At 61.9% G+C, this 13,650-nt stretch carries 12 protein-coding genes; 7 read left to right on the top strand and 5 right to left on the bottom strand.

Features of this window, described 5'->3' with window-relative positions; genetic code table 11:
• Nucleotides 1-72 precede the first annotated feature (72 nt).
• A complete protein-coding gene (locus tag PMI11_RS10810; protein ID WP_037071112.1) occupies nt 73-1,203 on the top strand; it encodes a DUF2336 domain-containing protein in 1,131 nt (376 codons plus the stop codon).
• Here the strand turns inward: PMI11_RS10810 and PMI11_RS10805 are convergent.
• Nucleotides 1,200-1,607 carry a hypothetical protein gene (locus PMI11_RS10805; protein ID WP_007816583.1) on the bottom strand — a complete coding sequence of 136 codons (408 nt, stop codon included), beginning with the start codon at nt 1,605-1,607 and terminating at the stop codon, nt 1,200-1,202. The genes PMI11_RS10810 and PMI11_RS10805 overlap by 4 nt on opposite strands.
• 130 nt (nt 1,608-1,737) lie before the next feature.
• Here PMI11_RS10805 and PMI11_RS10800 point away from each other — a divergent pair, with 130 nt between their 5' ends.
• Nucleotides 1,738-2,199 carry a GNAT family N-acetyltransferase gene (locus PMI11_RS10800; protein ID WP_007816581.1) on the top strand — a complete coding sequence of 154 codons (462 nt, stop codon included), beginning with the start codon at nt 1,738-1,740 and terminating at the stop codon, nt 2,197-2,199.
• Between the two features lie 21 nt (nt 2,200-2,220).
• Here PMI11_RS10800 and PMI11_RS10795 read toward each other — a convergent pair whose 3' ends face one another.
• The 3 genes from PMI11_RS10795 to parE form a co-directional block, all read right to left on the bottom strand.
• A complete protein-coding gene (locus PMI11_RS10795; protein ID WP_007816579.1) occupies nt 2,221-3,405 on the bottom strand; it encodes an AI-2E family transporter in 1,185 nt (394 codons plus the stop codon).
• Nucleotides 3,406-3,521: 116 nt separating this feature from the next.
• Nucleotides 3,522-4,658: an esterase-like activity of phytase family protein gene (locus tag PMI11_RS10790; RefSeq protein ID WP_007816577.1), complete on the bottom strand. Its 1,137-nt coding sequence runs from the start codon at nt 4,656-4,658 to the stop codon at nt 3,522-3,524.
• A gap of 140 nt (nt 4,659-4,798) precedes the next feature.
• Nucleotides 4,799-6,871: a DNA topoisomerase IV subunit B gene (gene parE, locus PMI11_RS10785; protein ID WP_007816575.1), complete on the bottom strand. Its 2,073-nt coding sequence runs from the start codon at nt 6,869-6,871 to the stop codon at nt 4,799-4,801.
• Nucleotides 6,872-7,075: 204 nt separating this feature from the next.
• Here parE and PMI11_RS10780 point away from each other — a divergent pair, with 204 nt between their 5' ends.
• The 4 genes from PMI11_RS10780 to PMI11_RS10765 all read left to right on the top strand — a co-directional run bounded on the left by PMI11_RS10780 (nt 7,076) and on the right by PMI11_RS10765 (nt 11,255).
• Entirely contained in the window at nt 7,076-7,960 is an 885-nt protein-coding gene (locus PMI11_RS10780) for a phospholipase (RefSeq protein ID WP_037071102.1), read from the top strand.
• 116 nt (nt 7,961-8,076) lie between these two features.
• Nucleotides 8,077-8,847: a triose-phosphate isomerase gene (gene tpiA, locus PMI11_RS10775; RefSeq protein WP_007816573.1), complete on the top strand. Its 771-nt coding sequence runs from the start codon at nt 8,077-8,079 to the stop codon at nt 8,845-8,847.
• Between the two features lie 108 nt (nt 8,848-8,955).
• Nucleotides 8,956-9,483, top strand: coding sequence for a preprotein translocase subunit SecG (secG, locus tag PMI11_RS10770; RefSeq protein WP_007816572.1), 528 nt, complete (start codon nt 8,956-8,958; stop codon nt 9,481-9,483).
• 143 nt (nt 9,484-9,626) lie between these two features.
• Nucleotides 9,627-11,255 (top strand): CTP synthase, encoded by a 1,629-nt coding sequence (locus PMI11_RS10765; protein WP_007816571.1) that lies wholly within the window; start codon nt 9,627-9,629, stop codon nt 11,253-11,255.
• A 46-nt stretch (nt 11,256-11,301) separates the two neighbouring features.
• Here PMI11_RS10765 and PMI11_RS10760 read toward each other — a convergent pair whose 3' ends face one another.
• Nucleotides 11,302-12,390, bottom strand: coding sequence for a citrate synthase/methylcitrate synthase (locus tag PMI11_RS10760; protein WP_007816570.1), 1,089 nt, complete (start codon nt 12,388-12,390; stop codon nt 11,302-11,304).
• A gap of 84 nt (nt 12,391-12,474) precedes the next feature.
• Between PMI11_RS10760 and PMI11_RS10755 the strand changes: the two genes are divergently transcribed.
• On the top strand, nt 12,475-13,614 hold the full coding sequence (locus PMI11_RS10755) for a citrate synthase (protein WP_007816569.1): 1,140 nt from the start codon (nt 12,475-12,477) through the stop codon (nt 13,612-13,614).
• Nucleotides 13,615-13,650: the final 36 nt, after the last annotated feature.

The raw sequence follows: 13,650 nt of genomic DNA, 5'->3' as shown, positions 1-13,650 counted from the left end.
AAACTTTTTCCGGCTACCGTCCTCGTATTGAATAAGACGCGAAGGAATCGCGTTCAGTGCTGGGGCGTGGTCGTGATCATTGAGGCATTTCTTCGTTGGGTCGAAACGGCCAAGACGGCTGACAGGGCGGCCGCTGCAAATGCTCTGGGACGCGTCTATCTCAAATCCGAAATGTCGGACGAGCGGCGCGACGCTGCTGAAAAGGCGATGACCTTCCTGCTCGACGATCCGTCGCCGCGTGTGCGGCTTGCGCTCGCCGAAGCGATCGCCTGGGCGCCGCATGCGCCACGCAACATCATTCTTTCGCTCGCCGAAGACCAGCCGGAGATCGCCTGCCATGCGGTGACCTGCTCGCCGATCCTAACCGATGCCGATCTCGTCGATCTCGCAGCACGCGGCAGCGGTGCGACGCGCATGCTTATTGCGGCGCGCGCCCATGTGACTCGCCCCGTTTCGGCGGCACTTGCCGAAGTCGGCGACGAAGACGAAATACTCTGCCTGCTCGAAAATGACGGTGCGGCGATTTCCGCCCAATCCCTGAAGCGGATTGCCGAACGACTCGGTGATGTCAGCGACATCAGAAACCTGCTTCTCGACCGCATCGACTTGCCGGCCGATGCCCGCCAGCTGCTGACGCAGCATGTCAGCAATGCGCTGGTCGGCCTGCCGCTGGCGCAGGCGGCAATCGGCCTGCAGAGACTGCAGCGCATCAGCCGCGAGGCGACGGAAGCGGCGATCGTTTCCATCGCCGGCGATATCGCGCCGATCGAAGTGCCAGATCTCGTCGAACATCTTCGCCTGAACGACCGTCTGACGCCTTCCTTCCTCATGCATGCGCTCTGCTGCGGCAAGGTGGAATTCTTCGCCTGCGCCATCGTCAACCTGTCAGGTTGCAGCGACCGGCGCGTGCGGGCAATCCTTGCCACGGGCCGCATGCATGCCGTGCGCGCGCTCTATGAATCGGCAGGCCTGCCGCGCGATATCAGCATCATTTTCGTGGAAGCAACGTTCCTGTGGCGCGAGGCTTCGCGAAAGACATCGGCATTGTTGCTCGGCAGTATCTGCGGAAGCCTGCTTCAGAAATTCCACAGCCGGGTAGGGCAGCATGACGCCGTCGGCGAGTTGCTCGACATGGTCGAGAAGCTGCATGTCGCCGAGCAGCGCCGGTCTGCCCGTGTCTATGCGTCGCTTGCCGCTGCTTAATCGGTAAAGCGGGCCGCGGCCCAGGAATAGCTCGCAGAGACGAAATGCAATGGCTTCGCCAGGGTGTTTTTCACATTATGGCCGGAAGGCAAATTGGCGCGCACACGCCCAGCAATAGTATCCACAAAACCGCCAAGGCCATCACGTTGTTCGACTACCTCGGACGCTGCTGGTGCAGTGGGCGCCGGCTTGGCCGGTTCGGCAGCGGCAAGCGACTTCGGCGCCTCGCAGACGGCAATGACGGTCGGATAGCTGGCATTGGCATAGGTCTTCAGCCGCTGTTCGGCCTCGGCATCGCAGGCAACGACGGTTTCCCAGTGTTTGTCGACCGTGGCGAGGTAGTTGCACTGGCTGACGGAATCGTCGCAACCGAGGATCGTCATGGCGATGAGGACGGCTTGCATATTTTGCCTCCATGGCTATTGAGCGTGTCATCCCCTTCGAAAGCACAATTCCAACGGAATGAAGGCAGCGATATTAACTCCTTGTCATCAAGGGAAAAATCACGCGTTTCGCCGGAACAGGAAAGAGAAAATGTCCGTCACCATCGCTCTGGAACCGCCGCGCCAGAATGGCGTGATTCGCCTCCTTGATCTCTCCGATGCCTATGCGCAGTCGCTCTATCCGCCCGAGAGCAATCACCTCGTCGATATCTCCACACTGGAAAAGCCATCGGTGAGCTTCCTCGTGGCGCGTAACGGCGGCGAGATCGTCGGCTGCTGTGCGCTGGTGGAGGCAGGTGACGGGACGGCCGAGATCAAGCGCATGTTCGTCGACCCGCAAGCACGGGGCCTGAAGGTCGCAAGCCGGCTGATGACCCGGCTGGAGGAAATCGGCAGGGAGAAGGGTCTTGAAGCAATCCGCCTGGAGACCGGCATCCACCAGCCCGAGGCGATCGGCCTTTACAGGAAATACGGATATATCGAGATCGAGCCTTTCGGCTCCTATCAGCCCGATCCGCTCAGCCTCTTCATGGAAAAACGGCTGACGGCCTGACCATCTTTGCTGGCAAGGAGTTCAGCCTTCGGCAGCGCGCTGCACCGGCGGCGCCTGCTCGTCGAGGATCATCTGCGGTCCTGCATCGGCGGCGCGGACTTCATGTATCCATTCGCGCCAGATCGCGACCAGCAGCGCCATCAGCACCGGGCCGATGAAGAGGCCGAGGAAACCCATCGTCTTCACGCCGCCGACGAGGCCGAAGAAGGTCGGCAGGAACGGCAGCTTGATCGGTCCGCCGACGAGCTTGGGGCGCAGCGTCTTGTCGACAATGAAGAGTTCGACCGTGCCCCAGACGAACAGGCCGATGCCGGCGACATGCGAGCCGCTGGCCAGCAGATAGACGGATACCAGCGTGAAGGAGAGCGGCGCTCCGCCCGGGATCAGCGCCATGACGCCGGTGAGCACACCAAGGGTGACGGGCGAGGGCACACCGGCAATCCAGTAGGCAACGCCGAGCACGATGCCTTCGCCGATGGCAATCAGCGTCATGCCCATGACGGTCGAGCTGATGGTGGCAGGCACGACGCGGGAAATACGCTCCCAGCGGTTCGGCAGGATACGCTCGCCGAGCATGTCAATCTGCTTGGAGAAGGAGAAGCCGTCGCGATAGACGAAGAACAGCGCGATCAGCATGAAGAGCAGCGTCAGGAACAGGTGGAAGGCACCACCGCCGGCCGCCAGAATTGCGCGGTAGATATTGCCGATATTGGCACCGCTGACGGCCTGGATGAGCTCACCCATAGCACCGGGGCTGCCGATATACTTCGTCCAAAGTTCGTCGAGGTAGGAACCGGCCAGAGGCAAGGCGACGATCCATTGCGGCGTTTCCGCCCCGAAACGGTTGGCGTGGATCGCCCATGCGACCCAGGTGCGCACCTCACCGGTCGTATAGACAACCGCAAGGCTGATCGGAATGACGAGGAAGGTAACGATGAGGACGATCGCGATCGTCGCGGCGATCGTCGTATTGCCGCCGACGCGGGCAACCAGTTTGCGGTAAAGCGGCCAGCTCGCAAAGCCGATGACGAGGGCTGCGAGCACGGGCACCACGAAGCCATAGAAGAAATACACGCCGGCTGCGGCGACAAGCACGAGCAGCCAGCGGGCAGCCGAAATGGAGGGTATCAGCGGCGTACGTATCGTCGCCGACGGCCCCAGCCATCGCGGCTCCGTATTGGTTTTCTGACGATCAAACACACCCACGCGCGCCTCTTTTTATTGTTGTCCTAGTTTATGGGCTATGAACCGGGCGGTTTCAAGGTCCGCCCGGATAAAGCGTATACAAAGCGTGGTTATTTGGTCGCTGAATCCTTGAGATATTATTGCGGGCGGCGGTTGATCTTGAAGGCGTAGAACTGAGTCTTCTGGCCGGTCGAGAAATTATTGTCAGAACCGAGGATCAGGACATCCGTGCCGTCCTTCGCCTTGCCGATCGCCATGGCCTCGATATTGTCGGGTGTGAGGCCGATGGCGCGCAGATCCAGCACCTGGCTCTTGCGGGCCGGGACGACACGCTGATCGTTCTTGGCAAGCGAAACGATGCCGGAAACGTCGGTCGCGCCGTCGAGATCCATCATGAAAAGCTTGATGTTGTTGCCGAAGCCCTGCGCGTAGCTGCGCTCGACGGCGAGCAGGCGATGATCGTCAAGGGCGATCATTTCCGACATGCCGTTGTCGTTGCCGCCGTCGGGTTTAGTGGCAGCCTGCGGGATCGGCGAGATCGGATAGACGTATTGAGCCTTCGGCTCGCCGGTTGCGCCGTCATAACGGATGATGCGTGAGAGGCTGCCAGTCGTCAGGCTGGGGTTCGGGCCGTCCTGATAGAGGGCTGCTTCGACGCCGACGAAAACGTCACCAGACGGAGACACGGCGAGATCTTCGAAAGCGAGATTGTCTCGGATGCCGGTCGACTTGTCGGCGGTCGGCGCAAAACCGTCCGGAAGCTTGAACTCACGCACGAACGCGCCGTCCGGCGAGGTGACACGGATGAAGGGGGTGATCAGTGCCTTGGCGTCACCTTCGCTGCCCCAGTAGATGCCGTCCTTGCCAAAGCGGATGGATTCCGGATCGACGGTCTTGACGGCGAAGGGCTGGCCGTTCTTGTCCTGGAAGGTGGTGTGCTTGACGACAGTGACGCCCTTCAGGCCGGCGGCGCTGACATCGATATCCAGATCGTAGAAGCGGGCCGGCGCCTTTTCGGAGCGGTCGTCGCTGATCGCAATGTAGTGGCCGGTGGCGGCATCGAAATCGAGGCCGGAAATGCCACCGAATTCGACGCCATTTTCCATCTGGCCAGTCGGGATGACAAATTCACCGAGATAGGAGAGGGAGATCGCAGCGGCGCAATCGCCGAAGGGGCAGGCGGTCTCGACAGTCGCACCGATATCGGTGGCGTAGACGGAGGCGGTGCTGGACAGGAGAACGAAAGCGGCAGTCGCGAGAAAACGCTTGGTCATGGCAAAATCCGGCAAAGGGTTGAAACAAAAGGGCCGGCGCTGCATTGCCCTTGAGAGGACAGAGCGCCAGCCGTTCTATTGCGCCGGTAATTTGACGGACTTGTAACGGTTCTTCGTCAGTTCGATGAATTCGCTACGACTTAAATATCCAGATCCTCGGCGAAGGCGGCACGTTCCTGGATGAAGCGGAAACGGGCTTCGGCCTTGGTTCCCATCAGGTCGTCGACGGCGTTGCGCGTGCCCTCGAAATCCACCTCGTCGATCAGCACCCGCAGAAGCGTGCGCTTGGACGGATCCATGGTGGTTTCCTTTAGCTGGGCGGGTAGCATTTCGCCGAGACCTTTGAAGCGGCTGATCTCGATCTTGGCCTTGCCCTTGAACTCCGTCTCCATCAACTCGGCGCGATGCTCGTCATCGCGGGCATAGGCAGACTTCGCCCCCTGCGTGATCTTGTAGAGCGGCGGCACGGCGAGGAAGAGGTGGCCGCCGCGCACCAGCTCAGGCATCTCCTGATAGAAGAATGTGATGAGCAGCGAGGCGATATGCGCACCGTCGACGTCGGCATCGGTCATGACGATGATGCGTTCGTAGCGAAGATCCTCTTCGCGGTATTTCGAGCGCGTGCCGCAGCCGAGCGCCTGAACGAGATCGGAGATCTGCTGGTTGGCCGACAGTTTCTCGCGGCCAGCGCTGGCGACGTTGAGGATCTTGCCGCGCAGCGGCAGGATCGCCTGATTGGCGCGGTTGCGCGCCTGCTTGGCGGAGCCACCTGCCGAGTCACCCTCGACCAGGAAGAGTTCGGCGCCTTCAGCGGTATTCTGCGAGCAGTCGGCGAGCTTACCGGGCAGGCGCAGCTTACGCACTGCGGTCTTGCGGTTGACTTCCTTCTCCTTGCGGCGACGCAGGCGCTCTTCGGCGCGCTCGATCACCCAGTCAAGAAGCTTCTCGGCCTCATTCGGATTGTCGGCGAGATAGTGATCGAAGGGGTCGCGCAACACGTTTTCAACGAGGCGCTGAGCTTCGACGGTCGCGAGACGATCCTTGGTCTGGCCGACGAATTCCGGCTCGCGGATGAAGACCGAGAGCATGCCGACGGCCGAGATCATGACGTCATCGGTGGTGATCTGGGCGGCGCGCTTGTTCTGTGTCAGCTCGGCATAGGCTTTCAGGCCCTTGGTCAGCGCAATGCGCAGACCGGCCTCATGCGTGCCACCTTCCGGCGTCGGGATGGTGTTGCAGTAGGAATGGACCTGCGGATCGCCGCCATACCAAGTGATCGCCCATTCCAGCGCACCATGGCCGGCGACTTTCTCGCTCTTGCCAGCGAAGATCTCGCGGGTGACGGTGAACTCCTTGCCCATCGTCGCCTGCAGATAATCCTTCAGGCCGCCGGGGAAGTGGAAGACGGCCTTGTCCGGCACGTCGGATCCCTCCGGCAGCACGCCCGGCTCGCAGCTCCAGCGGATTTCGACACCGCCGAAGAGATAGGCCTTGGAGCGGGCCATGCGGAACACACGCGCCGGATCGAACTTCGCATGGTCACCGAAGATCTGCGGATCGGGATGGAAGCGAACCTTGGTGCCGCGGCGGTTGTGCACGTCGCCAAGCTCTTCGAGCCCGCCCTGCGGCACGCCGCGCGAGAAGCGCTGGCGGTAGAGCTTGCGGTTTCGGGCGACCTCGACTTCGAGAGCGTCCGACAGCGCGTTGACGACGGAGACGCCGACGCCGTGCAGACCGCCCGAGGTTTCGTAGGCCTTGCCATCGAACTTACCGCCGGCATGCAGCTTGGTCATGATGACTTCGAGCGTCGACTTGCCGGGAACCTGCGGATGGTTCTCGACCGGAATGCCGCGGCCGTTATCGGTAACTGTCAGATAACCCTGGAGATCGAGATGGACATCGATGAAATCGGCATGGCCAGCCACCGCTTCGTCCATCGAGTTGTCGATGACTTCGGCAAAGAGATGGTGCAGCGCCTTTTCGTCGGTGCCGCCGATATACATGCCGGGACGCATGCGAACGGGTTCCAAGCCTTCCAGAACGCGGATCGAGGATGCGCCGTAATCATCACTGTTCGATGTCGCCGGAGCAGGGCGGGAGGCCGAGGGGGCTGCCGCCGCAGCGGGCCTTTCGGCAGGTGCCGCAGGCTTTGCAGCCTCCTCCTGCTTCTGTGAGAGGGGCATTCCGGAAAAGAGGTCGTTGCTGTCTTCCATGGAACCGTTCAGATCTTATTCTCGTGAAGGGCCGCCGCTGGCCCACAATAGTCACAGTCCGCATCGCGTTTGCGAATCAGGGGGATTCTGACAGAAAGCGCCCCGATACGCGACGCGCCCCGGATTTGCGGAGCTTTTCAAGATGTGATTTGCGTTGCTGGACGCCGAATGGCAAGTCGCGGCAGCTCTCTGGGAACCATCCGCATGCCGATGTCCACAAGTCATTGCACCATAATCACCGCAATTGCGGCCTTTTTCCTGTCCGCGGCCGTCACTGCCGCCACAGCCGATGCCCTGCCGCCCTACAAGGACGATCTGTTTTCAACGCAGAAAGTGCTGCAGACGGGCGATGATGGTGCCTTCGACGTGATCGACTACGACGAGATGCGCGACATCAACGGGCGCGACCAGATCCCGCAAAAGCGGGTGCAGCAGAAATATGTCTCGCTCGGCGTGAAGAAGCTGCAGGCGGACGAAACGCTGTCGCTCGACGGCATCAGGCTCGATGTCACCAGGGTGGGACCCGCTCAGAATGCCGCCTTCACGGTCATCTTCATCCACGGTCGCGACGGCGACCGGCGGCTCGGCGCTAACGACTATTCCTTCGGCGGCAATTTCAACCGGCTGAAGAACCTTACGGCCGGCAATGGCGGCGTCTATTATTCGCCGACCGTCAGGACCTTCGATGCGAGTGGCGTTGCGGCCATCGCCGGGCTGATTCGCTATGCGAGCGCTCAATCACCCGGCCGGCCGGTCATTCTGAGCTGCGCTTCCATGGGCAGCCAGATCTGCTGGGGCATCACGCGCGATGCCGAAAGCGTCAAGCGGATGAAGGGTATGCTGATCATGAGCGGGGTCTCTGATCCGGATTTTGCAAAGAGCCCGTTCTACAAGGCAAAGCTGCCGCTGTGGTTTGCCCATGGCAGCCGCGACCCTGTTTATGCGGCAACCGAGCAGCAGGCGCTGTTCGAAAAGCTCGACAAGGCGAAGTACCCGACGCATTTCACGCTGTTCCAGAACGGCAATCATGGCACGCCGATCCGCATGATCGACTGGCGGAAGGTGTTGAACTGGATTCTGGCGTTCTGAACGGGCCTGCGTAGCGCTTTCAAACGATCATATTCCCCCAACGTTGCGCGGGGCGCTTTCCTTTACCGCAAGCTTTTGCTAAGGCCGCCGGATGTGCGGATTTTGGGAGGAGCAGCATGACACCTGACGTACGCCCGCTCGTGGCGGGGAACTGGAAGATGAACGGCACGCGTGCCTCATTGGACCAGATCAAGGCGATTGCCCAAGGCGTCAGCTCCCCCTTGTCGGAAAAGGTCGAAGCCCTGATCTGCCCGCCTGCAACACTGCTTTATGTGGCGACTGCGCTCGCCACCGACAGCCCGCTCGCGATCGGCGGCCAGAACTGCCATCAGGCACAATCCGGGGCGCATACGGGCGACATTTCGGCCGAGATGATTGCCGATTGCTACGGCACCTATGTGATCGTCGGCCATTCGGAACGGCGCATCGACCATGCCGAGACCGATCATATGGTGCGGGCCAAGGCGCAGGCCGCCTATCAGGCTGATCTGACTGCGATCGTCTGCGTCGGCGAGACCGGCGACGAGCGCGATGCCTATCAGACGCTCGACATCCTCAAGCGCCAGCTTTCCGGCTCGCTGCCCGAGGAGGCGACGGCCGAAAATACCGTCATCGCTTATGAACCCGTCTGGGCGATCGGCACGGGGCTGACGCCGACGGCAAAGGATGTGGAAATCGTCCATGCCTTCATCCGCGACGAACTCGTCCTGCGCTTCGGCGACGAGGGCAAGGGTATGCGCATTCTCTATGGGGGTTCCGTCAAGCCCGCAAACGCCCGCGAACTGCTTGCCGTCGACAATGTGGACGGTGCGCTGATCGGCGGGGCGAGCTTGAAAGCCGCGGACTTCCTCGCCATCTACGGCACATACGAAGCGCTGCTTGCCTGAAGCGATTGCATATTCCTGGCCGAAGGGCTTGGAATAGCTGAAGACCTCATGTAAAGAGCCGCCAGATTTTTACTTTATGTCCGTCCTCAGACGGGCAGGACTGGACCCATGCAGACCGTATTGATTGTCATCCATCTCATGATCGTGCTCGCGCTCGTCGGCGTCGTGCTCATCCAGCGCTCCGAAGGCGGTGGCCTCGGCATCGGCGGCGGATCGGGCTTCATGTCGGCCCGCGGCACGGCCAATGCGCTGACGCGCACGACGGCGATCCTGGCGACGCTGTTTTTCCTCACTTCGCTCGGCCTCGGTATCCTGACGCGTTACGAAAGCCGCCCGACCGATATTCTCAACCGCATTCCGGCAACGAGCGGGCAGGGCAACGGCATTCTCGATTCGCTCGGCGGCACCAACGCGCCGGCTCCGGCTCAGCCGGCTGACAACAGCGGCATTCCAAACGGCGGCGCTGCCGCTCCGGCACCGGCTGCCCCGGCAACGCAGGCACCAGCAACGCAGGCACCGGCTGCCGGCGCCCCTGCGGCGACTGCTCCGGCAGCTACGACGACGGCTCCGGCTCAGCCTGAGGCTCCGGCCACGACTGCGCCGGCACAGCCTTCCGGCGTCCCCACGGGACAATAAGCCGGTCCAGAAAATAAACCGCCGGCAGGCCCTCGGGTCTGCCGGTTTTCTTTTGTTCAGATTCCTGCGCCATGCACCAAAAGTTCCGGAAAAGAATTTTTGGGCTGGTGGAATCGTTTTTGAAAAGGTATCCGGTGACTCCCATGGCGCGATACGTATTCATCACTGGCGGCGTGGTTTCTTCCCTCGGAAAAGGAATTGCGGCCGCGGCTCTCGGAGCGTTGTTGCAGGCCCGTGGTTACCGGGTCCGGCTTCGCAAACTCGACCCCTATCTGAACGTGGATCCGGGCACTATGAGCCCGACCCAGCACGGCGAAGTCTTCGTCACCGACGATGGCGCGGAAACCGACCTCGATCTCGGCCATTACGAGCGCTTTACCGGGCGCTCGGCGACCAAGACCGACAACATCACCACCGGCCGCATCTACAAGAACATCATCGACAAGGAACGCCGCGGCGACTATCTCGGCGCGACCGTTCAGGTCATCCCGCACGTCACCAACGAGATCAAGGATTTCGTCATCGAGGGGAATGACGACTACGATTTCGTCATCTGCGAGATCGGCGGCACGGTCGGTGATATCGAGGCGATGCCCTTCATGGAAGCGATCCGCCAGCTCGGCAACGATCTGCCGCGCGGCACGGCTGTTTACGTTCACCTGACGCTGATGCCCTATATTCCGGCAGCCGGCGAGTTGAAGACAAAGCCGACGCAGCATTCCGTCAAGGAGCTGCAGGCGCTCGGTATTCATCCCGACATCCTGCTGGTACGCGCCGACCGGGAAATCCCGGAAGCCGAACGCCGCAAGCTTTCGCTGTTCTGCAACGTGCGTCCGTCCGCCGTCATCCAGGCGCTCGACGTCGCCAATATCTATGACGTGCCGATGGCCTATCACAAGGAAGGCCTCGACGACGAAGTGCTTGCCGCTTTCGGCATCGAGCCGGCGCCGAAGCCGCGCCTCGACCAGTGGGAAGAGGTCTGCAACCGCATCCGCACGCCGGAAGGCGAAGTGACGATCGCAATCGTCGGCAAGTATACCGGCCTCAAGGATGCCTATAAGTCGCTGATCGAAGCGCTGCATCACGGCGGCATCGCCAATCGCGTCAAGGTCAAGCTCGAATGGATCGAGTCGGAAGTCTTCGAAAAGGAAGATCCGGCGCCCTACCTCGAGAAGGTCCACGGCATCCTGGTGCCCGGCGGCTTCGGCGAGCGCGGCTCGGAAGGCAAGATCCATGCGGCGCGTTTTGCCCGCGAGCGCAAGGTGCCGTATTTCGGCATCTGCTTCGGCATGCAGATGGCCGTCATCGAGGCTGCCCGCAATCTGGCTGATGTTCCGAATGCCTCCTCGACCGAATTCGGCCCGACCCCGGAACCGGTCGTCGGCCTGATGACCGAATGGGTCAAGGGCAACGAGCTGCAGAAGCGCACGGCTGCCGGCGATCTCGGTGGCACGATGCGCCTCGGCGCCTACAAGGCAGCTCTGAAGAAGGGCACGAAGATTTCGGATATCTACGGCTCGACCGATATTTCCGAACGTCACCGCCACCGCTACGAAGTCAATATCGACTACAAGGACCGGCTGGAAAATTGCGGCCTGGTCTTCTCCGGCATGTCGCCGGATGGCGTGTTGCCGGAGACGATCGAATATCCTGACCATCCCTGGTTCATCGGCGTTCAGTACCATCCGGAACTGAAGTCCCGCCCGCTTGATCCGCATCCGCTGTTTGCAAGCTTCATCGAAGCTGCGACGGAACAGAGCCGGTTGGTTTAAAATTCGGCCGCTCCCTCTGAACCGAGGGAGCGGCTTTTTCTTTTCGTCATGCCGCTTCCGGCAACGGTCCGACATAGACCGAGCGCGGGCGGATGAGGCGGCCTTCCAATGCCTGTTCGCGGGCATGGGCAATCCAGCCGACGGTGCGGCCTATCGCGAAGACGCCGGTGAAGGCGTCGCGCGGGAAGCCGAGGCTTTCCAAGAGCAGCGCGGTATAGAATTCCACATTCACATCCAGCGGCCGGTCCGGCTTGCGTTCCTTCAGGATCGCGAGGGCTGCCTGTTCCACCGCTTCTGCAAGTGCAATTCTGATGGCATTGACTTGGCCTGCGGCAACGAGCGGCTTCAGCGCATTTTTCAGGGCATCCGCACGTGGGTCGCGCACGCGATAGACGCGGTGGCCGAAGCCCATCAGCCGCTCGCCGCGATCGAGCGCGGAGTGCAGCCAGGGGCCGGCATTGGCCTCGCTGCCAATACCGTCAAGCATATCGAGCACCGGTCCGGGTGCTCCGCCATGCAGTGGTCCCTTCAGCGCGCTGATCGCCGCCAGCACCGAGGAGGTGAGGCCGGCGCGGGTGGAAGCGATGACGCGCGACGCGAAAGTCGAGGCGTTCAGGCCGTGATCCGAGATCGTCACGAGATAGGTATCGAGGGCCGCGGTCTGCTCGGCGCTCGGCACCGCGCCCGAGAGCATGCGCAGGATGTCGGCCGATTGCGAGAGGTCTGCATCGGGCTTTACCGGCTTTTCGCCTCGCTGCAAGCGCAGGACCGCCGGCAGGAAGACGGCGGGTGCGGCAAGCAGACGGAGCACGGTATCTATATCCTCGCCGTCAGGTAGGCGGGCAACAAGAGCACGCATAACATCGACCGGCGGCAGCTTCAGCAGGCGAGTATCGGCAGTCTTGACTTCGGCGAAAACTTCCATGCGCGCCTGGCCGAGCCGGCGGCGCAATTCGCTTGCGTCGAGATGCGGCTCGATCAGGCCGTCCAGCAGCAGGGCGGCGACATCCTCATAGGCGCTGCTTCCTGCCAGATGATCCAGCGATACGCCGCGGATGATCAGCCGGCCGGCTTCGCCGTCGACATCCGAGAGCTGGGTTTCAGCGGCGATGACATCTTCCAAACCATTTTTCATAGGTGTTTCTCCTTTACCGGATGAAAGATCGGATCTACTTTAGTTGACGTCAATCTTGACGTAATTGATCAATGTGAGGCTGACATGAGCTGGCTGACAGCGGAGGAAGCGCTAGCCGAACTCGGCACCAAGCCGCAGACGCTTTATGCCAATGTCAGCCGCGGGCGGATCCGCGCCAAGGCCGACCCCACCGATCCACGCCGCAGCCTCTATCAGGAAAGCGATGTCAAGCGGCTTGCCGAGCGGCATGCCGGCAGGCGCAAAAGCGAGACGGTTGCCGCCGAAGCGATCCGCTGGGGCGATCCGGTACTGACATCATCACTCTCGACCATAGCCGCAGGACGATTGCTCTATCGGGGGCAGGATGCGGCGGGGCTTTCAGTCCATGCGACGCTGGAGGAGACGGCGCTGCTGCTGTGGAATGCGGAGAGTTTCGCCTGCGCACCGGCCTCTGCCCTGGAGCCGGCGTCGCCTTCCATTCAAGCCGCGCTGCTGGCGCTGGCGGGACGGGTAAGCGCCGACCTGCCGTCTCTGGGGCGCGCGCGTGCTGCCTTGCAGATGGAAGCATGCAGCGTGCTTTCAACCGTCGCCGATGCGCTGGCGCCGGGAGCGGCAGATCATCCCCTGCATTACCGTCTTGCTGCACGCTGGGGCAGGCCGGAGGCTGCCGATTGCCTGCGGCGGGCGCTTGTCATGCTCGCCGATCATGAACTCAATGCCTCTACCTTCGCCGTCCGGGTCACGGTTTCGACGGGGGCAGCACTTTCTGCCGCCGTGCTCTCGGGTCTCGCGGCGCTGACCGGGCCGCTGCATGGTTCGGCGTGGCGGAGCGTCGATGCCTTTGTCGAGGCTGCATCCTGCGCCGGGGCGGAGGATGCGATCCGTCGCTTGCTGCTGCGGGGCAACAGGCCGGCGGCGTTCGGGCATCAGCTTTACCCCGACGGCGATATACGGGCGAGCGTGCTGCTCTCCTCTTTCAACGTGCCACCGGTCTTTCGCGATGTGCAGCGGGCCGGCGAAGAGATGATGGGCGAGAAGGTCAATGTCGATTTCGCGCTTGCCGCCATGACTGCAGCCTTCGATCTGCCCGAGGAAGCACCGATCATCATCTTTGCGCTGGCGCGCACGGCCGGCTGGCTGGCGCATGCGATGGAGCAGATCGAAAGCGGCCATCTGATCCGCCCGCGTGCCCGCTATGTCGGGCCTTCGCCAGCTGATGCCTGAGTTGCGCGACGCGCTCTCTGAATGGCTTGCGCAGCT

This window comes from Rhizobium sp. CF142 (assembly GCF_000281145.1).
Classification (GTDB): Bacteria; Pseudomonadota; Alphaproteobacteria; order Rhizobiales; family Rhizobiaceae; genus Rhizobium.
The sequence above is the reverse complement of the archived record's forward strand: the minus strand, read 5'-3'. Positions and strand labels throughout refer to the sequence as shown.